This window comes from Enterobacter sp. EC_50 (genome assembly GCF_019584525.1).
GTDB lineage: Bacteria > Pseudomonadota > Gammaproteobacteria > Enterobacterales > Enterobacteriaceae > Enterobacter > Enterobacter roggenkampii.
In genome coordinates this window covers 151,658-173,243 of sequence record NZ_VDAF01000006.1, presented here as the reverse complement: position 1 = coordinate 173,243, position 21,586 = coordinate 151,658, and the positions used below count along the sequence as shown (strand labels likewise).

Here is a 21,586-nt window from a genome sequence, read left to right as displayed (position 1 = left end):
AGTTTGAGAGGGTAGCAATTTGCTACCCTTTCTCTCTGACGCGAGAATACGCATAGCCTATGAAGCCAATTTTTAGCCGTGGCCCATCGCTACAGTTTCGCCTCATTCTGGCGGTTCTGGTTGCGCTTGGGGTCATTATTGCCGATAGCCGCCTCGGTACGTTCAGCCAGATCCGAACGTACATGGATACCGCCGTCAGTCCTTTCTACTTTATATCAAATGGTCCCCGTGAACTGCTCGACTCCGTTTCTCAAACGCTGTCTTCACGAGACCAGCTCGAACTTGAAAACCGGGCATTACGCCAGGAACTGCTGCTGAAAAACAGCGAACTTCTGATGCTGGGGCAATACAAGCAGGAAAACGCGCGTCTGCGTGAGCTGCTCGGCTCGCCGCTGCGTCAGGATGAGCAGAAGATGGTTACCCAGGTGATCTCCACCGTGAACGACCCTTACAGCGATCAGGTTGTGATCGACAAAGGGAGCGTCAACGGGGTGTATGAAGGCCAGCCCGTCATCAGTGATAAAGGCGTAGTAGGCCAGGTTGTTGCCGTCGCCAAACTGACCAGCCGCGTGCTGCTGATTTGCGACGCCACGCATGCGCTGCCGATCCAGGTCTTGCGCAACGACATCCGCGTGATTGCGGCCGGGAACGGCTGTACGGACGATCTGCAGCTGGAACACCTGCCGGCCAACACGGATATCCGCGTGGGCGACGTGCTGGTGACCTCCGGTCTGGGTGGCCGCTTCCCTGAAGGCTATCCGGTTGCGGTGGTCTCTTCGGTGAAGCTGGATACGCAGCGTGCCTATACCGTGATTCAGGCGCGTCCAACCGCCGGTTTACAGCGTCTGCGCTACCTGCTGCTGCTGTGGGGCGCCGATCGTAACGGTACTAACCCGATGACGCCTGAAGAGGTCCATCGTGTGGCAAATGAACGCCTGATGCAGATGATGCCGCAGGTTCTGCCGCCAGCGGACTCTATGGGGCCGCCTGCGCCAGTCCCGGCACCGGCAACGGGGTTAACGCAGCCGCTGCCGGATGCGCCGCCACCGCCTAAACTCTCTTCGGGAGGGCAGTAGTGGCAAGCTATCGTAGCCAGGGACGCTGGGTCATCTGGCTCTCGTTCCTCATTGCACTGTTGCTGCAGATTATGCCCTGGCCGGATAACATTCTCGTTTTCCGGCCAAACTGGGTCTTGCTCATTTTGCTCTACTGGATCCTTGCGCTGCCGCATCGCGTAAATGTCGGCACGGGTTTTGTGATGGGTGCCATACTGGATCTCATTAGTGGCTCTACGCTGGGCGTACGCGCCTTGTCCATGAGCATTATTGCGTACCTCGTCGCACTGAAATTCCAGCTCTTCCGTAACCTCGCGCTCTGGCAACAGGCCCTGGTCGTGATGCTGTTGTCGCTTGCTGCGGATATCGTTGTTTTCTGGGCAGAGTTTTTAGTGATCAACGTCTCTTTCCGACCGGAAGTGTTCTGGAGTAGTGTAGTAAACGGTGTGCTCTGGCCGTGGCTATTCCTGCTGATGCGTAAGGTTCGCCAGCAGTTTGCTGTGCAATAAAAGGTTTCTATGACGTCTTTGTATCTCGCTTCCGGCTCCCCGCGCCGTCAGGAACTCCTGACGCAGCTTGGGGTCTCTTTTGAACGCATCGTGACCGGCATTGAAGAAATACGTGCTGAGGGCGAAAGTGCTCAACAGTACGTGTCACGTCTGGCGCGCGAGAAAGCGCAGGCGGGCGTGGCCTGCGTGCCGCGCGATCTGCCCGTGCTGGGAGCTGATACCATCGTTATCCTTAACGGTGAAGTGCTGGAGAAACCGCATGACGCCGAACACGCGGCGCGCATGCTGCGCAAAATGTCCGGGCAAACGCATCAGGTGATGACAGCCGTCGCGCTGGCGGACCGCCAGCACGTGCTGGATTGCCTGGTGGTGACGGATGTCACGTTCAGAGTACTTACCGACGACGAGATCGCCGCTTATATTGCCAGCGGTGAACCGATGGATAAAGCAGGTGCATACGGTATTCAGGGGCTGGGTGGCTGTTTTGTCAGGAAGATTCATGGCAGCTATCACGCCGTAGTCGGCTTACCGCTGGTGGAAACGTATGAGTTGCTGAGCAATTTTAACTCACTGCGTGAGGGAAGGGATAATTATGACGGCTGAATTGTTGGTAAACGTAACGCCATCGGAAACCCGTGTGGCCTATATTGACGGTGGCATTCTTCAGGAAATTCATATTGAGCGTGAAGCGCGGCGCGGAATAGTAGGCAATATCTACAAAGGTCGTGTCAGTCGTGTACTGCCGGGTATGCAGGCGGCTTTTGTAGATATTGGACTGGATAAGGCGGCATTTTTACATGCCTCCGACATCATGCCGCACACCGAGTGCGTCGCGGGCGAAGAGCAAAAGCAGTTTGCCGTGCGCGACATTTCTGAACTGGTGCGTCAGGGGCAGGACTTAATGGTGCAGGTGGTGAAAGATCCTCTTGGTACCAAAGGCGCCCGTCTGACCACCGATATCACCTTACCTTCCCGCTATCTGGTCTTTATGCCCGGCGCGTCGCACGTGGGCGTTTCGCAGCGTATTGAGAGCGAAAGCGAGCGCGAGCGCCTGAAGAAAGTCGTCAGCGCCTACTGCGATGAACAGGGCGGATTTATCATCCGCACCGCCGCGGAAGGGATCAGCGAGGAAGACCTGGCGTCAGATGCGGCTTACCTGAAGCGCGTCTGGACAAAAGTGATGGAGCGTAAAAAACGCAACCAGACCCGCTATCAGCTCTATGGTGAGCTGGCGCTGGCGCAGCGCGTGCTGCGTGACTTTGCCGACGCGCAGCTCGACCGCATTCGCGTGGATTCCCGCCTGACGTATGAAGCGCTGCTGGAGTTTACCGCTGAATATATCCCGGAGATGCCTGGCCTGCTGGAGCACTACACCGGGCGTCAGCCGATCTTCGATCTCTATGATGTCGAAAACGAGATCCAGCGTGCCCTGGAGCGTAAGGTTGAACTGAAGTCCGGCGGCTATCTGATCATCGATCAGACCGAAGCGATGACCACCGTCGATATCAACACCGGCGCGTTTGTCGGTCATCGTAATCTGGACGACACCATCTTCAACACCAACATCGAAGCCACGCAGGCGATTGCGCGCCAGCTTCGTCTGCGCAATCTGGGCGGCATTATCATCATCGACTTCATCGATATGAGTAATGAAGACCATCGCCGCCGCGTGCTGCACTCGCTTGAGCAGGCCCTGAGTAAAGATCGCGTGAAAACCAGCATCAACGGCTTCTCACAGCTGGGGCTGGTGGAAATGACGCGTAAGCGTACCCGCGAGAGCGTGGAGCATGTGCTGTGTAATGAATGCCCGACCTGCCATGGACGCGGAACGGTAAAGACGGTTGAGACCGTCTGCTACGAGATCATGCGTGAAATTGTGCGAGTGCATCATGCCTACGACTCCGATCGTTTTCTGGTCTATGCTTCCCCTGCGGTGGCTGAAGCGCTGAAAGGCGAAGAGTCACACGCGCTGGCGGAAGTGGAAATCTTTGTCGGCAAACAGGTAAAAGTACAAATTGAACCGCTCTATAACCAGGAGCAGTTTGACGTCGTGATGATGTAAGCGCAGTACGCTGCGTGACCAAAGCTGACAAGGAGAGATGCGTGAGGCGATTGCCGGGGATTTTATTGCTTACAGGGGCAACGCTGGTCGTGATTGTCGCGTTGCTCGTGAGCGGGCTACGCCTCGTTTTACCGCATCTGGACAGCTGGCGTCCGCAGCTGCTGGCAAAAATCGAATCCACCACCGGCGTGCCGGTGAACGTCAGCCAGGTAAGCGCCAGCTGGCAGAATTTTGGCCCGACGCTCGATGTGCGGGATATCAACGCCAGCCTGAAAGATGGCGGCCACCTCAAAATCAAACGCGTGACCCTGGCGCTGGACGTCTGGCAAAGCCTGCTGCATCTGCGCTGGCAGTTTCGCGATCTTACCTTTTATCAGCTCCAGTTTCTGACCAATACGCCCATCTCGGGCGGCGACAGCAGCCAGGGGCTTGAGGCCAACCGTTTTAGCGATCTTTTCCTGCGCCAGTTCGATCATTTCGATCTGCGCGACAGCGAAGTGAGCTTTATTACCCTTTCCGGCCAGCGCGCGGAACTGGCGATCCCCCAGCTGACCTGGCTCAACGGCAGGAACCGGCACCGCGCTGAGGGGCAGGTGAGTCTCTCCAGCCTGAACGGTCAGCACGGCGTGATGCAGGTGCGCATGGATCTGCGTGACGATGACGGCCTGCTAAATAACGGCAAAGTCTGGCTGCAGGCCGACGATGTGGACGTCAAACCGTGGCTGGGCGACTGGCTCCAGCAGAATATGCAGCTGGAAACGGCCCGATTCAGCCTTGAAGGCTGGCTGACCCTGACGAAAGGCGAATTTGCCAGCGGTGATATCTGGCTCAAGCAGGGGGGCGCGAGCTGGAAAGGCGAAAAACAACAGCATCAGCTTTCCGTCGATAACCTCACCGCCCACGTGACGCAGGAGAAAGAGGGCTGGCAGTTTGCCATTCCCGATACGCGGATCGCGATGGACGGCAAGCCGTGGCCGCGCGGTGCGCTGACGCTGGCCTGGATGCCGGAGCAGGACGTTGGCGGCACGGCCAGTAAACGCAGCGACGAGCTGCGCATCCGCGCCAGCAACCTGGATTTGGCCGCCATTGAAGGGCTGCGCTCAATGGTGGCAAAGCTCTCTCCAGACCTGGGCGAGATCTGGCTGGCTACGCAGCCGAGCGGAAAGATCGATTCTCTGGCGCTGGATATCCCGCTTCAGGCGACGGAAAAAACCCGTTTCCAGGCAACATGGAAAGATCTTGCCTGGAAGCAGTGGAAGCTGCTGCCGGGTGCGGAGCACTTTAGCGGCAAGCTGGAAGGCAGCGTGGAGAACGGCAGGCTGACGGTTGATATGCACGACGCCAGAATGCCGTACGAGACGGTCTTCCGCGCACCGCTGGAAATCGAACAGGGCAACGCAGTGCTTAACTGGCTCCGTAACGATAAGGGCTTCCAGCTCGATGGTCGCCATATCGACGTCAAAGCCAAAGCGGTACACGCGCGGGGTGACTTCCGCTATCTGCAACCGCAGGGGGACGAGCCGTGGCTGGGTATTCTGGCCGGAATCAGTACCGATGATGGCTCGCAGGCCTGGCGCTATTTCCCGGAAAACCTGATGGGTAAAGCGCTGGTCGACTATCTGAGCGGCGCAATTCAGGGCGGTCAGGCGGAAAACGCCACGCTGGTCTACGGCGGTAACCCCCATCTGTTCCCGTACAAACATAATGAAGGTCAGTTCCAGGTGCTGGTGCCGCTGCATGACGCCACCTTCGCGTTCCTGCCGGGCTGGCCCGCGCTGAAAAACCTGGATATCGAACTTAACTTCCTCAATGACGGCCTGTGGATGAAGTCCGACAGCGTGGCGCTGGGCGGCGTGACGGCCAGCAACCTGACGGCCAACATTCCAGACTACTCAAAAGAGAAGCTGCTGATTGATGCCGACATCAACGGTCCCGGCAAGGCGGTGGGACCGTACTTTGAGGAGACCCCCCTGAAAGAGTCGCTGGCGGCGACGCTTCAGCAGCTGCAGCTTGATGGCGATGTGAATGCTCGCTTACATCTTGATATCCCGCTGGACGGTGAGATGACCACCGCGAAAGGCGACGTCCGTCTGAAGAACAACAGTCTGTACATTAAACCCCTTGAGAGCACCCTGAAAAATCTCAGCGGGCAGTTCAGCTTTGAGAACGGTAACCTGAAGAGCGAGCCGCTGACCGCCAGCTGGTTTAATCAGCCCGTGAATATCGACTTCACGACCACAGAGGGTGAAAAGGCGTATCAGGTGGCCGTCAATCTGGACGGTAACTGGCAGCCAGCGCGAATGGATGTCCTGCCGAAGCCGATTGAGGCGTCGGTGGAGGGGGCGGTCGCCTGGCAGGGTAAAGTGGCAATCGACCTGCCTTATCACGCGGGTGCCCAGTACAAGGTCGACATCACGGGGGATCTGAAGAATCTTCGAAGCCAGCTGCCTGCGCCGCTGGATAAACAGGCCGGACAGCCGCTGCCGGTGAAGCTGAACGTCGAGGGCAACCTGAACAGCTTCGCGCTGACCGGAAACGCGGGCGGGACGAACCACTTCAACAGCCGCTGGCTGCTTAACCGCAAGCTCACTCTCGACAGGGCCATCTGGACGACGGATAGCCGCTCCACGCCGCCGCTGCCAGAGCAGACGGGCGTTGAGCTGAATCTGCCGCCGATGGACGGTGCAGAGTGGCTGGCGTTGTTCCAGAAAGGCGTTGGGCAAAACGTTGATGAAACCGCCCAGTTCCCGCAAACCATTACCGTACGCACGCCGTCGCTGATGCTGGGTGGGCAGCAGTGGAACAACCTGAGTATTGTCTCGCAGCCCGCTGCTAACGGTACGAAAGTGGAGGCCCAGGGCCGGGAGATCAACGGCACGCTGACCATGCGCAATCACGCGCCGTGGCAGGCGGCGATCCGCTATCTCTACTACAACCCGGCCGCCGCGAGTAAAGATAAACCGGCGGATACCTCGCCGCTGAGTCAAACCTCCCGCGTCGATTTTAGCGGCTGGCCCGATCTCCAGCTGCGCTGCGCGGAGTGCTGGCTGTGGGGACAGAAATATGGCCGTATCGACGGTGATTTTGCCATTCAGGGAAATACGCTTACGCTCACCGGAGGATTGATCGACACTGGCTTTGGCCGCATGACGGCAGGCGGGGAATGGGTGAATAATCCGGGCGAGCAGCGAACGTCCCTCAAGGGCGACATTAAAGGCAACAAACTGGATGCGGCAGCCAATTTCTTTGGCATCAGCACGCCGCTGCGCGGTTCGTCATTTGACGTCGATTACGATCTTCACTGGCGCGACGCCCCGTGGAAGCCGGATGAGGCCTCTCTGAACGGCATTCTGAAAACCCGCTTCGGCAAAGGTGAAATCGCCGACGTGAGCACGGGGCGCGCCGGGCAGATCCTGCGCCTGCTGAGTTTTGATGCGCTGCTGCGCAAGCTGCGCTTCGATTTCAGCGATACCTTCAGCGAAGGGTTCTACTACGATTCCATCCGCAGTACGGCGTGGATCAAGGACGGCGTTCTGCATACGGACGATACGCTGGTGGATGGCCTGGAAGCGGATATCGCCATGAAAGGCTCGGTCAACCTCGTGCGCCGCGAGCTGGATATGGAAGCCGTGGTGGCGCCGGAAATTTCCGCGAGCGTGGGCGTTGCGGCGGCCTTCGTGGTGAACCCGATTGTCGGTGCGGCGGTGTTTGCCGCCAGCAAAGTGCTGGGGCCGCTGTGGAGCAAGGTCTCCATTCTGCGCTACCGCATTACCGGTCCGGTCGATAAACCGCAGATTAATGAGGTGCTGCGCCAGCCGCGCAAAGATGCACAGCAATGATTTGACGTGGGCAGGTAATTGCCTCACTCTCAATAAATACGATCTTTATACCGCCACGGGCGGCAACGAACGAGTAGCAATACGATGAGTCTGAACCTGGTAAGTGAACATTTGCTCGCAGCGAACGGCCTGAATCATCAGGACCTGTTCTCCATTCTTGGCCAACTGACCGAACGCCGTCTCGACTACGGCGACCTTTATTTCCAGTCGAGCTATCACGAATCCTGGGTTTTAGAAGACAGCATCATTAAAGATGGCTCTTATAACATCGACCAGGGCGTTGGCGTCCGCGCCGTCAGCGGGGAGAAAACCGGTTTTGCTTATGCCGATCAGATTAGCCTCGCCGCACTTGAGCAGAGCGCGCAGGCCGCGCGCACCATTGTGCGTGATACCGGCGATGGTCGCGTGAAAACCCTGGGAGAAGTGCAGCACTCTGCGCTCTATACCAGCATCGATCCGCTCCAGAGCATGAGCCGTGAAGAGAAGCTGGATATCCTGCGCCGCGTGGACAAAGTGGCGCGCGCGGCAGATAAACGCGTGCAGGAAGTTTCAGCCAGCCTGAGCGGTGTGTATGAACTGATTCTGGTGGCGGCAACGGACGGTACCCTGGCGGCAGATGTCCGTCCGCTGGTGCGTCTCTCTATCAGCGTGCAGGTTGATGAGGACGGCAAACGCGAGCGCGGTTCAAGCGGCGGCGGCGGTCGTTTTGGCTATGACTGGTTCCTGGGCGACGTTGACGGTGAAGCGCGCGCTGACGCGTGGGCAAAAGAAGCCGTGCGCATGGCGCTGGTGAATCTGAATGCCGTCGCGGCGCCGGCGGGTTCATTCCCGGTGGTGCTGGGTGCCGGCTGGCCGGGCGTGCTGCTGCATGAGGCGGTGGGCCATGGTCTGGAAGGCGACTTTAACCGTCGCGGAACGTCGGTATTCAGCGGTCAGATTGGTCAACTTGTCTCCTCTGAACTGTGCACCGTGGTGGATGATGGCACCATGCGCGATCGTCGCGGCTCGGTCGCTATCGACGATGAAGGTACGCCCGGCCAGTACAACGTGCTGATCGAAAACGGCGTGCTGAAAGGCTACATGCAGGACAAACTCAACGCGCGCCTGATGGGCGTTGCGCCAACGGGTAACGGCCGTCGTGAGTCCTACGCGCACCTGCCGATGCCGCGCATGACCAATACCTACATGCTGCCGGGCAAATCCACGCCGCAGGAGATTATCGAATCCGTTGATTACGGTATCTTTGCGCCTAACTTTGGCGGCGGCCAGGTGGATATCACCTCCGGTAAGTTTGTCTTCTCAACCTCAGAAGCGTACCTGATCGAGAAGGGCAAAGTGACCAAAGCGGTGAAAGGTGCAACGCTGATCGGCTCCGGTATTGAAGCCATGCAGCAGATCTCCATGGTCGGTAACGATCTGAAGCTGGATAACGGCGTGGGCGTCTGCGGTAAAGAGGGCCAGAGCCTGCCGGTGGGCGTGGGCCAGCCAACGCTGAAAGTAGACAACCTGACGGTGGGCGGCACAGCCTGACCTGAGCAAACATAAAAAAAGGCGCTACAGATGTAGCGCCTTTTTTTTAACGTAAGTTACCCAGCGTAATCTCCGGATCCGGCTCGTGAGTGATGCGGTTACGCAAGTCACGACGAATAATTTCGATCGACCAGAACCAGACCAGATGGCCCACGATCTCTGACACGTGTTCATACCACGGCAGCTCAAACAGCGGTGGCGTCAACCCCATCAGCGGGAAGGAGATCATATGCACAAAGAGCTGAGCTAACGCACCTGCCAGCAAACCCTGCCAGAGTTTAATTTTCGGGAAGACTTCAGCCACGACACAATAGCCAACAGCGAAGACGATGGAGAAAATAATATGCGTTACGCCGACCCAGTTAAATATATGTCCGGCAAATGTATAAACTGCTGCGTTAGGATCGACAACGCCAAGCCAGTCACGTAAAAATACATAGGGAGGGTTTAAAAAATTGCGGGAGCAGTCGATCTGACCTGCGGCTCTTATTAAGTGCTCAGGTCCGCATGCGCCGGTGAATAAGTCGGCAGGGCTGCGTGGCGGAAGCGGCACTTCGGCTCCCCATTTGACAAAAGCGGAGACGATCCCTGCAATTAAACCGATGAACGCGGCGAGTCCATAGCGCCTGCGTGAAGGCGGTGTTTGTTCAAATAGATTCATTTCTTTTCCTTGTTTAACGTCATCCTGCGAAATACATTTTATTATTCATATCAGCAACAAATTAATAACAGTCTGACGAGCAGACTGCATATAAAGTAATGGGCTGATGGCGGTAGTGTCAATTAGCTATTCCTGATAGTGGCGAAGGAATATTCCTGAATGAATACGGGATTCATCCTGGGAATATTCATCGGTCCTATACGTTCTGGAATAAATGGATTATTCCTTTCGTCTTCCCCGCATCCCCTGAAACAGCTCCGCCACGTCCACAAAATACTCGGTCAGATAGTTAATACACACCTGGACTTTCAGCGGGAGCTTGTCTTTTTCGGTATACAGGGCGTACACCGGACGCGGATCGGATTGGTAACGCGGGAAGAGGATCTCCAGCACGCCGCTGTTGATTTCGTTGATCACCCACATCAGCGGTACGTAGGCGATCCCGGCGCCAGCCACCAGCCAGCGCGAAATGGTCATGGGGTCGTTAGTGACAAACCGCCCCTCCGGCAGCAGTTTGGTGGAGATCCCTTCCGGGGCAATCAGCTCAAATTCATTGTCGGGCCGCACGCTGTACTCCAGCCACGAGTGGTTGGTGAGATCGGCGGGTTTCTCCGGCACACCGTACTGGGCCAGATAGCTCTTCGAAGCGCAGACGACCATCGGCATGCTGCCCAGCCGACGCGAGAATAGGCTGGAATCCTGAAGCGCGCCGACGCGGATCACCACGTCCAGGCCGTCGGCAATCAGATCCGGCGCCGGGATACCCGTCACCAGATTGACGGTAAGCCCGGGGTACTCTTTCAGCATATCCGCCGTCATGGCAGCGAGAACATTTTGTGCCATAGTTGAAGAACATCCGATGCGCAGCGTGCCGATGGGGGTGTTGTTGAAGGCGTAGAGCTGTTCGTGAACATCCCGCACTTCCAGAAGCATGCGACGACAGCCCTGATAGTAAATTTTACCCGCTTCCGTCAGACCAATGCTGCGGGTACTGCGGTTGAGCAGCTTGACCTGAAGCTCATCTTCCAGTTTGGACACCGTCTGGCTGATAGAGGAGACGCTCATCTGAAGCTGGCGTGCAGCGGCGGTAAAGGAGCCCAGTTCAACCACTTTGGCGAAGACTGACATGCGTTTTAAACGTTCCATTGTTCACTCTGGCTTAAAAGTGATTTAGATCACATATTATAGATAACAGCATAACAGTTACGTTAATATATTATTAATTACATAACGGCTGCGCCATTCTCGCCCGGCGTTTCTTGCTCTCCTGCGGTGGCGTGCGCTAAAAAATTCTGAAGCCTGCACTCTCTCTTATCAAGGTCAACATGAGTCTGTTTCCCGTTATCGTGGTGTTCGGTCTGTCGTTCCCACCGATATTTTTCGAGCTTCTTTTATCACTGGCGATCTTCTGGCTGGTGCGCAAGGTGCTGGTCCCTACCGGGATCTACGATTTCGTCTGGCACCCTGCATTGTTCAATACCGCGCTGTATTGCTGCCTGTTTTACCTGATATCGCGCATGTTTGTCTGAGGTTGATGTGAAAACGCTAACAAGAAAAATCTCCCGCACTGCCATCACCATGGCGCTGGTTATCCTCGCCTTCATTGCCATTTTCCGCGCCTGGGTCTATTACACCGAATCACCGTGGACGCGTGATGCACGCTTCAGCGCCGATGTGGTGGCCATCGCCCCTGACGTGGCCGGTCTTATCACGGCGGTTAACGTTCACGATAACCAGCTGGTGAAAAAAGATCAGGTTCTGTTCACCATCGACCAGCCTCGTTACCAGAAAGCGCTGGAAGAGGCGGAAGCGGACGTGGCCTATTACCAGGCGCTGGCTGCGGAGAAACGCCGTGAGGCGGGCCGCCGTAATCAGCTTGGCGTTCAGGCAATGTCCCGTGAAGAGATTGACCAGTCCAACAACGTGCTGCAAACCGTGCTGCACCAGCTGGCGAAAGCAGAAGCAACGCGCGATCTGGCGAAGCTCGATCTGGAGCGTACCGTGATCCGCGCGCCGTCTGATGGCTGGGTGACCAACCTTAACGTCTATGCCGGGGAATTCATTACCCGTGGCTCAACCGCCGTGGCGCTGGTGAAACAGAACTCTTTCTATGTACTCGCCTATATGGAAGAGACCAAGCTGGAAGGCGTACGTCCCGGCTATCGGGCAGAAATCACGCCGCTGGGCAGCAACCGCGTCTTTAAAGGTACCGTCGACAGCGTCGCCGCAGGGGTCACCAACTCCAGCAGTTCGCGTGATGCAAAAGGGATGGCAACGGTGGATTCCAACCTCGAGTGGGTGCGTCTGGCCCAGCGCGTGCCGGTCCGTATCCACCTGGATGAACAGCAGGGCAATCTGTGGCCTGCGGGTACCACGGCGACGGTGGTGATTACCGGTGAGAAAGATCGGGATGCCAGCCAGGACTCGTTCTTCCGTAAAATCGCCCATCGTCTGCGCGAGTTTGGTTAATCGCTATGGGCATCTTTTCCATCGCCAGCCAGCACATTCGCTTCGCCGTGAAGCTGGCGTGTGCCATTGTGCTGGCGCTGTTTGTTGGCTTTCACTTCCAGCTTGAAACCCCGCGCTGGGCAGTGCTGACGGCCGCGATTGTCGCGGCGGGTCCCGCCTTTGCCGCGGGTGGGGAACCCTATTCAGGCGCGATCCGCTATCGCGGAATGCTGCGTATCATCGGGACGTTCATCGGCTGTATCGCGGCGCTCACCATTATTATCCTGATGATCCGCACGCCGCTGCTGATGCTGATGGTGTGCTGTATCTGGGCGGGCTTCTGCACCTGGATCTCATCCCTGGTGAAAGTGGAGAACTCCTATGCCTGGGGTCTGGCGGGCTATACCGCGCTGATTATTATCATCACCATCCAGTCCGAGCCGCTGCTGGCTCCGCAGTTTGCGGTGGAGCGATGCAGTGAGATTGTCATTGGTATCGTGAGTGCAATTGTCGCGGACCTGCTGTTCTCCCCGCGCTCCATCAAGCAGGAAGTCGACCGTGAGCTTGATGCGCTGATTGTCGCCCAGTACCAGCTGATGCAGCTCTGCATTAAACACGGCGACAGCGAAGAGGTGGATAAAGCCTGGAGCGGGCTGGTTCGCCGCACGCAGGCGCTGGAAGGGATGCGCAGCAATCTCAATATGGAGTCGTCACGCTGGGCTCGCGCTAACCGTCGTCTGAAAGCCCTTAATACGGTCTCGTTAACGCTGATTACCCAGGCATGTGAAACCTACCTGATTCAGAACACGCGCCCGGAAGTGGTCACCGATACGTTCCGCGAACTGTTCGCTGAGCCAGTGGAAACGGTGCAGGACGTGCACAAGCAGCTTAAGCGTATGCGCAGGGTTATTGCCTGGACAGGGGAACGTGACACGCCGGTAACGATCTACACCTGGGTCGGCGCCGCGACGCGCTACCTGCTGCTGAAACGCGGCGTGATCGGGAATACCAAAATCAGCGCGGCGGAAGAAGAGGTACTGCAGGGCGAAGTGGTGATCAAGCCGGAATCCGCCGAGCGCCATCACGCGATGGTCAACTTCTGGCGTACGACGCTTGCCTGTATGCTCGGCACGCTGTTCTGGCTGTGGACGGGCTGGACGTCCGGCAGCGGCGCGATGGTGATGATTGCCGTCGTGACCGCACTGGCGATGCGTCTGCCTAACCCGCGTATGGTCGCCATCGATTTCCTGTACGGCACCCTTGCCGCCCTGCCGATCGGCGCGCTCTATTTTCTGGTCATCATCCCGTCGACGCAGCAGAGCATGCTGCTGCTCTGTATTAGCCTGGCAGTGATGGCGTTCTTTATCGGTATAGAAGTGCAAAAGCGGCGTCTGGGATCGCTGGGGGCGTTGGCGAGTACGATTAACATCATCGTGCTGGATAACCCGATGACCTTCCATTTCAGCCAGTTCCTCGACAGCGCGTTAGGTCAGCTGGTGGGCTGTTTCCTGGCGATGATGGTGATTCTGCTGGTCCGCGATAATTCGCAGGCAAGAACGGGCCGCGTGCTGTTGAACCAGTTTGTGTCGGCCGCCGTGTCGTCGATGACAACCAACACCGCGCGCCGTAAAGAGAACCACCTGCCCGCGCTCTACCAGCAGCTGTTTTTACTGCTGAACAAGTTCCCGGGCGACATTGCGAAGTTCCGCCTGGCGCTGACCATGATCATTGCACACCAGCGTCTGCGCAATGCGCCGGTGCCGATCAACGACGATCTGTCGGCCTGGCACCGCCAGCTGCGTCGTACCGCGGACCACGTGCTTTCTGCCAGCAGTGATGACAAACGACGTCGCTACTTTACGCAGCTGCTTGCAGAGCTTGATATCTACCAGGAGAAGCTTAAAACCTGGGAAGCGCCGCCTCAGGTGACCGAGCCGGTAGGACGGCTGGTGTTGATGCTGCATCGCTACCAGAATGCCCTCACTGATAGCTGACTGAAGTAAAAAAACCGACGCCAAAAGCGTCGGTTTTTTTGTGGCTATACTTATTCCAGCACGTTCTTACATTTCAGGAAGGGAGGACACATGACGACCCAGGCGCTTCAGGATCACATCCTTTTTCAGACTGGTTATCTGGTCAACGGGATCTGGAAAACGCTGGACACGACCTTCGATGTGCTTAACCCCGCTACCGGGGAAGTCATCGCGAAAGTCGCGAAAGCGGGTAAAGCACAAACCGAAGAGGCTATCGCAGCGGCCACCAAAGCCTTCCCGGCCTGGCGTGCCAAAACCGCGAAAGAGCGCTCGGCGATTCTTTATCGCTGGTACGAACTGATTATTGAGAATAAAAGCTGGCTCGGGCAGTTAATGACCACCGAGCAGGGCAAGCCGCTGAAAGAAGCGGAAGGTGAGGTGGAGTACGCTGCCAGCTTTATCCAGTGGTTTGCCGAAGAGGCCAAGCGCGCCAACGGTGAAATTATTCCGCCGATCAAACCCGGCTCGCGCATTCTGGCGACCCGCGAACCCATAGGCGTGGTGGCGGCGATAACGCCGTGGAACTTCCCAATGGCCATGCTCACCCGCAAATTAGGCCCGGCGCTGGCTGCGGGGTGCACCGGAGTGATCAAACCGGCCAATAACACGCCGCTCAGTGCCTTTGCGCTGCTCACCCTGGCAAAACAGGCCGGCGTACCCGACGGCGTGCTCAACGCCGTGGCCGGGAATACCCATGAAATCAGCGATGCGATTATGGCAAGCCGAGACGTGCGTAAAATCTCCTTTACCGGCTCGACCTCCGTCGGCAAAACGCTGGTGCGTAATGCTGCCGAAACCATGAAAAAAGTCTCGATGGAGCTGGGGGGAAATGCCCCGTATATCGTTTTTGAGGATGCAGATATCGACGCGGCGGTGAAGGGGGCGATTGCCAACAAGTTCCGCAATGCCGGGCAGGTCTGCGTCAGCGTGAACCGTTTTTATATTCAGGAAACCGTCTACGACAAGTTTGTGAATAAACTTGCCGATGCCGTGAAGGCGCTCAAGGTGGGGAATGGCCTTGACGAGGGCGTTGTTGTCGGGCCGCTGATTGAATCTGCTGCGGTCGACAAGGTGCGTGAGCATGTCGACGATGCCGTCTCACGGGGGGCAACCGTACTGGCAGGGGGTAAGCCCCATCCGCTTGGCGGGAATTTCTGGATGCCAACCGTGCTGGGCGACTGCCATGAAGGCATGAAGCTGGCAGAGGAGGAGACGTTTGGCCCGGTTGCGGCGTGTTTCCGTTTCACCTCGGAAGATGAAGTTATCCAGCGTGCCAACAATACGCCCTACGGGCTGGCGGCTTACTTCTATACCCAGAATCTCTCACGTGTTTTCCGCGTTTCGCAGGCGATCGAGAGCGGGATGATTGGTATTAACGAGTGTGCCGTCTCCACGGAACTGGGGCCCTTTGGTGGCGTGAAGGAGTCAGGCCTGGGTCGTGAGGGCTCCGTGCTGGGCCTGGAAGAGTATCTGGAAGTGAAAACCCTTCACATTGGGGGATTATAATAGACAGGGCGGCATCTGCCGCTCGCCTGGACTGGGTGGCTGGCAATGAAAACCTATACCTTTGATTTTGACGAGATCGACAGTCAGGAAGACTTCTACCGCGAATTTATCCGGGTGTTTGATCTTGAACGGGAAAGCGTGACGAATCTGGATACGCTGTGGGACGTGGTGACCGGGAGTCTCCTGCCGCTACCGCTGGAAATTGAGTTCATCCATTTGCCCGATAAGCTGCGCAGACGCTTTGGCGCACTGATATTACTGTTCGATGAAGCGGAAGAAGAGCTGGAAGGGCAGCTGCGTTTTAACGCGCGGCACTGAATGAAAAAAGCCCCTGGCCATCAGGCCAGGGGCAAGTCGTATGATGAGATACGACGAGGGTTTATTTATACAGTTCTGCAGTTGCATGCCAGTGGTCACCCTGATTCAGTTCGGTGACGCGATAGCTGCTGGCACCTGCTTTTTCAGCTTTGGCAGCCAGTTCATGACGGATATCCATCGGAGAGCCGGTAACAGACGTCACGGAGATGCTGCCCATAGGCTGCAGATTTTGTGCCTGGTCGGCATTCACCTGCTGTACGGCTGCGCTTGCGCCGAAAGAGAGAACAGATGCCAGACCGAGGGTTGCGATGATCAATTTGGTTTTCATAGTCTTTACTCCTGAATAGGGTTTTTGCTCAACGGCGAGAAGGGTTGAACCGCTATTTTTATGCCTGGTGCCGTTGAGTGGAGATTTACGTGTTCAGTTATTACTAAAACTTATTTGTACAGCTCAGCGGTGGCGTGCCAGTGTGCGCCAGAGCGCGCTTCGATGATGCGATAGGATGACGCACCCTTTTCTTCCGCTTTTTTGTTCAGCATCTCATGCATGTCCATTGGCGATGTGCCGACCGCGCCGACAGAAACCGTACCGATGGCCTGGCGGGATTGCGCCTGGTCAGCATTGATAGCGTCAGCCGCGAAGGCACCGAATGACAGGACAGACAGGACGCTCAGCGCCGCTACAGTTGATTTGATTTTCATGATTCTTACCTCGTCGAATTTTTAGTGGGGTCTTGTTTCGTGACCCTCATCACAAAATCAAGTATACACTAATAACGGAAAAAATTAATACCAGACTAATGGTTTCTATTGTTATTACGTGTTAACCAGTCTTTTTTTTTATAACCAAATTGCATAATATTGGGTGTTTTTTGCACATTTTAGTTGGTTATATCTAATGAAATCATATGGATATCAGCTTTTGATTTTTTGTGCGATTTTTTGATTTAGCATTCACCAGGTGAATGTTAATGGGTGGTAAAAAGCACTATTTGTCAAAGGCAGAGGCAGTGAAAAAGAGGGGGAAACGGTGTGGAAGCAGAACGTTCCCCGCAGCGGCGCCACGGGGAAAGGGGATTAGAGTTCCTGTTCGAACAGAACCAGAATCGCTTCGTGGAGATCTTTAACGGAGAAACCGCTGGCTGGCGTGGTAAAGATGGTGTCATCACCGGCGATAGTCCCGAGGATACCTTCCGTTTTACCCAATGAGTCCAGCATGCGGGCAATCAGCTGTGCGGCACCTGGGCTTGTGTGGATCACCACAACGGCATCGTTGTAGTCGATATCTAGAACCAGATTCTTGAGCGGGCTGGAGGTGGTCGGCACGCCAAGTTCAGCCGGCAGGCAATAGACCATCTCCATCTTGGCGTTACGGGTACGTACCGCGCCAAATTTCGTTAACATGCGGGAGACCTTCGACTGATTGATGTTGTCGAAGCCCTGTTCCTGCAGCGCCTGAACAATTTCTCCCTGAGAACTGAATTTCTCTTCTTTAAGCAGCGCTTTAAACGCCTTTACTAATTCTTCTTGCTTAGACGAGCTTCGCATAAGTCACCCGGAATATGACGATAGAAACAACATTATTATGCATGTGGATGAATTTTTATGCAAATTATCTACTCAGCGCGAGGCTGAAATAATGTTATGAAAGGGAGTGATTTTATCAGAATTCGTTATCAGAAAACATGCCTGGGTCACGCCGCGCAAATAAGCTTAAAAGTAAATTAAATGTTATCAAAATGATGTTGTTTTGGTGGCGGGGCAGGGTGTATTGTAACCACCTCTTAATTCGTTGCCGTCTGTCGTCAGATAGCCTTCTGAAGAGAGATAAAGTCGCGCGACCTCAAATTCTTTAGCTACGAAAATTGTAATTAAACACTTGCTGAATTATGGTCGCCGCAACGGATTTACAGATACTTAAGTTAACCATAATAAGGAGTTTAGGATGAAAGTCGCAGTCCTCGGCGCTGCTGGTGGTATCGGCCAGGCGCTTGCCCTACTACTGAAAACCCAACTGCCTTCAGGCTCAGAACTCTCCCTGTACGATATTGCTCCGGTAACCCCAGGTGTGGCGGTTGACCTGAGCCACATCCCAACTGCTGTAAAAATCAAAGGCTTCTCCGGTGAAGATGCGCGTCCTGCTCTGCAGGGTGCCGACGTGGTGCTGATTTCTGCAGGCGTGGCGCGTAAGCCAGGCATGGATCGTTCAGACCTGTTCAACGTCAACGCGGGCATCGTGAAAAACCTGGTGCAGCAGATTGCTGAAGTGTGCCCGAAAGCGTGCATCGGTATCATCACTAACCCGGTGAACACCACCGTTGCTATCGCGGCAGAAGTGCTGAAGAAAGCAGGTGTTTACGACAAAAACAAACTGTTCGGCGTAACCACGCTGGATATTATTCGCTCCAACACCTTTGTTGCTGAGCTGAAGGGCAAACAGCCAACAGAAGTGGAAGTGCCGGTCATCGGCGGTCACTCTGGCGTTACCATCCTGCCTCTGCTGTCGCAGATCCCAGGCGTGAGCTTCACCGAGCAGGAAGTGGCTGACCTGACTAAACGCATCCAGAACGCGGGCACCGAAGTGGTGGAAGCGAAGGCGGGTGGCGGTTCTGCAACCCTGTCTATGGGCCAGGCGGCTGCACGTTTCGGTCTGTCGCTGGTTCGCGCCCTGCAGGGCGAGAAAGGCGTTGTTGAATGCGCTTACGTTGAAGGCGATGGCGAACACGCTCGCTTCTTCTCTCAGCCGCTGCTGCTGGGCAAAAATGGTATCGAAGAGCGTAAATCCATTGGTACGCTGAGCGCGTTTGAACAACACGCGATGGAAGGCATGCTGGATACGCTGAAGAAAGATATCACCCTGGGTGAAGAGTTCGTTAACAAGTAATACGAACCGTCTCCCGGCAAAAAAACGGAGCTTATCGCTCCGTTTTTTTATGCCTGTCAGTTCGTTGCCGGGTATTCCTGAATGGTGACCTGCAGCGTCAGTTTCTTATCGTTGCGCATGACTTCAACAGGGATGATAGAGCCCGGGCGAATTTCTGCCACCTGGTCCATCGTCTCCAGCGCAGAAACCGCCGGCGTGCCGTTAACCGACACAATGACGTCATTGACCTGAATCCCCGCGTTGGCCGCCGGACCCCCTGGCGCCACCTCGTTCACCACGATGCCCTGGATCTGATCGATCCCGCCACCCTGGGTATGCATCGGCGCAATTTCACGGCCACCGATACCGATATAGCCGCGGATCACGCGTCCGTCGCGGATCAGCTTATCCATAATTTTGGTCGCCAGCTGGAACGGAATGGCAAAGCCGATGCCTTCCGGCGTCTCGCCGTCGTTACTCTTATCGAACGAGAGGGTGTTGATGCCCATCAGTTCGCCCAGCGAGTTGACCAGCGCACCGCCGGAGTTACCGTGGTTGATGGAGGCATCGGTTTGCAGGAAGTTCTGCCGCCCGGATGGGTTGAGGCCAATACGCCCGGTCGCGCTGATAATCCCCTGGGTGATGGTCTGGCCCAGGTTGTAAGGGTTACCAATCGCCAGGACGACGTCACCAATATGCGGGGTACGTTTACGGTTGATCGGGATGACCGGCAAACCGCCCGTGGCGTTAATCTTCAGGACGGCGAGGTCAGTCAGGCTGTCAGAGCCAACGAGTAATGCCTCAAACACGCGGCCATCCTGTAGGGCGACGATGATCTGGTCGGCATCGTTTATCACGTGCTTGTTGGTAATAATGTAGCCGCGCTCGTCCATGATTACCCCGGAGCCGAGAGTGCGGATCTCCAGCTGGTTATGGGCTGAGGTATTCAGGCCACGGTTATAGACGTTAACTACGGCAGGTGCGGCACGGCGAACGGCCTGGTTATAGGTGGCCGGCGTTTCATCCGTGCTATCGAACTGAGGGGCCGACAGTTTATTGAACTGACGTAAAGACGGCAGCGCCAGCAGCAGCAGGCCAGCGACAATCAAACCGATGACAATAGAACGTAAGAGCTTTAAAAGCATGATGCGCGTGTCGTTAAAAAAGGAACGATTTGCAGCATAACATGAGTTATCCGGACATCACACGCAGCGGTGATGTCCGGGTCGCAAATGCTTAGCGCAACAGAATATAGATAGACTCATTGCCGCGCATGACCTGCAGGGCAATAACCGCCGGTTTACTCTCCAGCACCTTGCGCAGTTCGGCAATGGACTGCACGCGATTGCGGTTTACCCCAATGATCACATCTTCCTGATGCAATCCGGCCTGTGCGGCAGGGCTGCTCTTCTCAACGGTGTCGATGCGAATGCCTTTCGTACCGTCTTTCAGCTGTCCATCGCTCAGCGCCGCACCCTGCAGCGCCGGGGCGATCAGCTCCGCACTGGCAGAGGAGGAGGTGCTCTTATCCAGCGTCACTTCAACGTCCAGCGGCTTACCGTCACGGATCAGACCCAGCTTCACTTTGGCGCCGGGTTCGGTGGTCGCTATCCGCGAGCGCAGCTCGGCAAAGCTGCTCAGCGGCTTGTCGTTGAGGCTGACGATCACATCGCCCGATTTGATACCTGCTTTTGCCGAGCCGGAGTTAGGCAGCACTTCACTGACAAACGCCCCGCGCTGTACGTTGATGTTGAACGCTTTGGCGATATCGGCGCTCATCTCCATACCTTTAATACCCAGCAGCCCGCGTTTGATTTCGCCGAACTGAATGAGCTGCTGCGCCAGGGTTTTGGCCATATTGCTGGGAATCGCAAAACCGATCCCGATGCTGCCGCCACCCGGGGCCAGAATGGCTGTGTTGATCCCAATCAGCTCACCGTTAAGGTTAAGTAACGCCCCGCCGGAGTTCCCGCGGTTGATTGAGGCATCGGTCTGGATAAAGTTTTCCAGCCCTTCCAGATTGAGGCCGCTGCGTCCCAGCGCGGAGACGATCCCGGAAGTGGCGGTTTGCCCTAAGCCAAAGGGGTTACCCACGGCGACGGCAAAATCACCGACGCGCAGTTTGTCGGAGTCCGCGATGGCAATCTGGGTCAGGTTACTCGGGTTTTGTACCTGCAACAGCGCAATGTCGCTCTGGTCATCACCGCCAATCAGTTTGGCATCAAATTCGCGGCCATCGTTTAGCTGGACGCTGATTTTATCGGCCTGGCTGATGACATGATTGTTAGTCAGAATGTAGCCTTTTGCCGCATCAATAATGACGCCGGAACCCAGACCTTCAAAAGGCTGGGCCTGCTGGTCGGGAGACTCATCGCCAAAATATTTTTTCAGTTCTTCAGGGACGCGTTGGCTTTGTACCGCCGTGCCCTCAACCTGAACGCTGACCACCGCAGGCAACACTTTTTCCAGCATGGGTGCGAGGCTTGGAATGGCCGCCTGGCCAGGCACCTGGGAGGGAAGGGCGGCAAATACAGGGACGGACGCCGAGAGAGATAACCCGACACTTAACGCGATAGCGCTCAACAGCTGGTTTTTTTTCTTCATCGATGTTGACTCTCGTAACCTGGAATAAAGGAAAAACGGCCCCAAAAACACGTTGATGTTATTGAATTTTAAACCGCTGAACAATGAGGTGTTTAACTAAATGATAGCTGGGGTCAGGAAGAAAGGACGGGCGCAATCGCTGCGCCCGTAAAATAAAT

Annotated in this window: 19 protein-coding genes; 12 read left to right on the top strand and 7 right to left on the bottom strand. The window is 56.0% G+C overall.

All coding sequences use genetic code 11. The features are described from left to right. The first annotated feature begins 59 nt into the window (after positions 1–59). From mreC to tldD, 6 genes are all read left to right on the top strand, one after another. Positions 60–1,076, top strand: coding sequence for a rod shape-determining protein MreC (gene mreC, locus FHC48_RS07400; protein WP_008502850.1), 1,017 nt, complete (start codon positions 60–62; stop codon positions 1,074–1,076). Beyond that, positions 1,076–1,564: a rod shape-determining protein MreD gene (mreD, locus tag FHC48_RS07395; protein WP_008502849.1), complete on the top strand. Its 489-nt coding sequence runs from the start codon at positions 1,076–1,078 to the stop codon at positions 1,562–1,564. The genes mreC and mreD overlap by 1 nt, the downstream gene beginning before the upstream one ends. 9 nt (positions 1,565–1,573) lie before the next feature. Beyond that, positions 1,574–2,167 carry a nucleoside triphosphate pyrophosphatase gene (locus FHC48_RS07390; RefSeq protein WP_008502848.1) on the top strand — a complete coding sequence of 198 codons (594 nt, stop codon included), beginning with the start codon at positions 1,574–1,576 and terminating at the stop codon, positions 2,165–2,167. Next, entirely contained in the window at positions 2,157–3,626 is a 1,470-nt protein-coding gene (gene rng, locus FHC48_RS07385) for a ribonuclease G (RefSeq protein ID WP_008502847.1), read from the top strand. The genes FHC48_RS07390 and rng overlap by 11 nt, the downstream gene beginning before the upstream one ends. 41 nt (positions 3,627–3,667) lie before the next feature. Then, positions 3,668–7,465 carry an AsmA2 domain-containing protein YhdP gene (gene yhdP, locus FHC48_RS07380; protein ID WP_059362763.1) on the top strand — a complete coding sequence of 1,266 codons (3,798 nt, stop codon included), beginning with the start codon at positions 3,668–3,670 and terminating at the stop codon, positions 7,463–7,465. 84 nt (positions 7,466–7,549) lie between these two features. Beyond that, the gene (gene tldD, locus FHC48_RS07375; protein WP_021242283.1) at positions 7,550–8,995 is read left to right on the top strand and encodes a metalloprotease TldD; all 1,446 of its coding nucleotides are present in this window, start codon (positions 7,550–7,552) and stop codon (positions 8,993–8,995) included. 46 nt (positions 8,996–9,041) lie between these two features. Here tldD and FHC48_RS07370 read toward each other — a convergent pair whose 3' ends face one another. Next, entirely contained in the window at positions 9,042–9,656 is a 615-nt protein-coding gene (locus tag FHC48_RS07370; RefSeq protein ID WP_058655008.1) for a YagU family protein, read from the bottom strand. Between the two features lie 219 nt (positions 9,657–9,875). Next, the gene (aaeR, locus tag FHC48_RS07365) at positions 9,876–10,802 is read right to left on the bottom strand and encodes an HTH-type transcriptional activator AaeR (RefSeq protein WP_008502843.1); all 927 of its coding nucleotides are present in this window, start codon (positions 10,800–10,802) and stop codon (positions 9,876–9,878) included. A gap of 179 nt (positions 10,803–10,981) precedes the next feature. Here aaeR and aaeX point away from each other — a divergent pair, with 179 nt between their 5' ends. The 5 genes from aaeX to FHC48_RS07340 all read left to right on the top strand — a co-directional run bounded on the left by aaeX (position 10,982) and on the right by FHC48_RS07340 (position 15,961). Next, positions 10,982–11,185 (top strand): p-hydroxybenzoic acid efflux pump operon protein AaeX, encoded by a 204-nt coding sequence (gene aaeX, locus FHC48_RS07360; protein ID WP_003860416.1) that lies wholly within the window; start codon positions 10,982–10,984, stop codon positions 11,183–11,185. A 7-nt stretch (positions 11,186–11,192) separates the two neighbouring features. Beyond that, positions 11,193–12,125: a p-hydroxybenzoic acid efflux pump subunit AaeA gene (aaeA, locus tag FHC48_RS07355; protein ID WP_021242282.1), complete on the top strand. Its 933-nt coding sequence runs from the start codon at positions 11,193–11,195 to the stop codon at positions 12,123–12,125. A 5-nt stretch (positions 12,126–12,130) separates the two neighbouring features. Beyond that, on the top strand, positions 12,131–14,098 hold the full coding sequence (gene aaeB, locus FHC48_RS07350; protein ID WP_008502841.1) for a p-hydroxybenzoic acid efflux pump subunit AaeB: 1,968 nt from the start codon (positions 12,131–12,133) through the stop codon (positions 14,096–14,098). Positions 14,099–14,188: 90 nt separating this feature from the next. Then, positions 14,189–15,643: an NAD-dependent succinate-semialdehyde dehydrogenase gene (locus FHC48_RS07345; RefSeq protein WP_008502840.1), complete on the top strand. Its 1,455-nt coding sequence runs from the start codon at positions 14,189–14,191 to the stop codon at positions 15,641–15,643. A 45-nt stretch (positions 15,644–15,688) separates the two neighbouring features. Next, positions 15,689–15,961, top strand: a complete 273-nt coding sequence (locus tag FHC48_RS07340; RefSeq protein ID WP_008502839.1) for a barstar family protein — start codon at positions 15,689–15,691, stop codon at positions 15,959–15,961. A 61-nt stretch (positions 15,962–16,022) separates the two neighbouring features. Here FHC48_RS07340 and yhcN (FHC48_RS07335) read toward each other — a convergent pair whose 3' ends face one another. The 3 genes from yhcN (FHC48_RS07335) to argR all read right to left on the bottom strand — a co-directional run bounded on the left by yhcN (FHC48_RS07335) (position 16,023) and on the right by argR (position 17,509). Then, entirely contained in the window at positions 16,023–16,289 is a 267-nt protein-coding gene (gene yhcN, locus FHC48_RS07335) for a peroxide/acid stress response protein YhcN (RefSeq protein WP_008502838.1), read from the bottom strand. Positions 16,290–16,399: 110 nt separating this feature from the next. Beyond that, complete coding sequence (gene yhcN, locus FHC48_RS07330; protein ID WP_008502837.1) at positions 16,400–16,663, bottom strand: peroxide/acid stress response protein YhcN; 264 nt, start codon at positions 16,661–16,663, stop codon at positions 16,400–16,402. Between the two features lie 375 nt (positions 16,664–17,038). Then, the gene (gene argR / locus FHC48_RS07325; RefSeq protein WP_008502836.1) at positions 17,039–17,509 is read right to left on the bottom strand and encodes a transcriptional regulator ArgR; all 471 of its coding nucleotides are present in this window, start codon (positions 17,507–17,509) and stop codon (positions 17,039–17,041) included. Between the two features lie 397 nt (positions 17,510–17,906). Here argR and mdh point away from each other — a divergent pair, with 397 nt between their 5' ends. Next, on the top strand, positions 17,907–18,845 hold the full coding sequence (mdh, locus tag FHC48_RS07320) for a malate dehydrogenase (RefSeq protein WP_008502835.1): 939 nt from the start codon (positions 17,907–17,909) through the stop codon (positions 18,843–18,845). 56 nt (positions 18,846–18,901) lie between these two features. On the opposite strand, the gene degS is transcribed toward mdh, so the two are convergent. Next, positions 18,902–19,969 (bottom strand): outer membrane-stress sensor serine endopeptidase DegS, encoded by a 1,068-nt coding sequence (degS, locus tag FHC48_RS07315; protein WP_008502834.1) that lies wholly within the window; start codon positions 19,967–19,969, stop codon positions 18,902–18,904. Between the two features lie 91 nt (positions 19,970–20,060). Then, positions 20,061–21,428, bottom strand: coding sequence for a serine endoprotease DegQ (gene degQ, locus FHC48_RS07310; RefSeq protein WP_059363788.1), 1,368 nt, complete (start codon positions 21,426–21,428; stop codon positions 20,061–20,063). Positions 21,429–21,586: the final 158 nt, after the last annotated feature.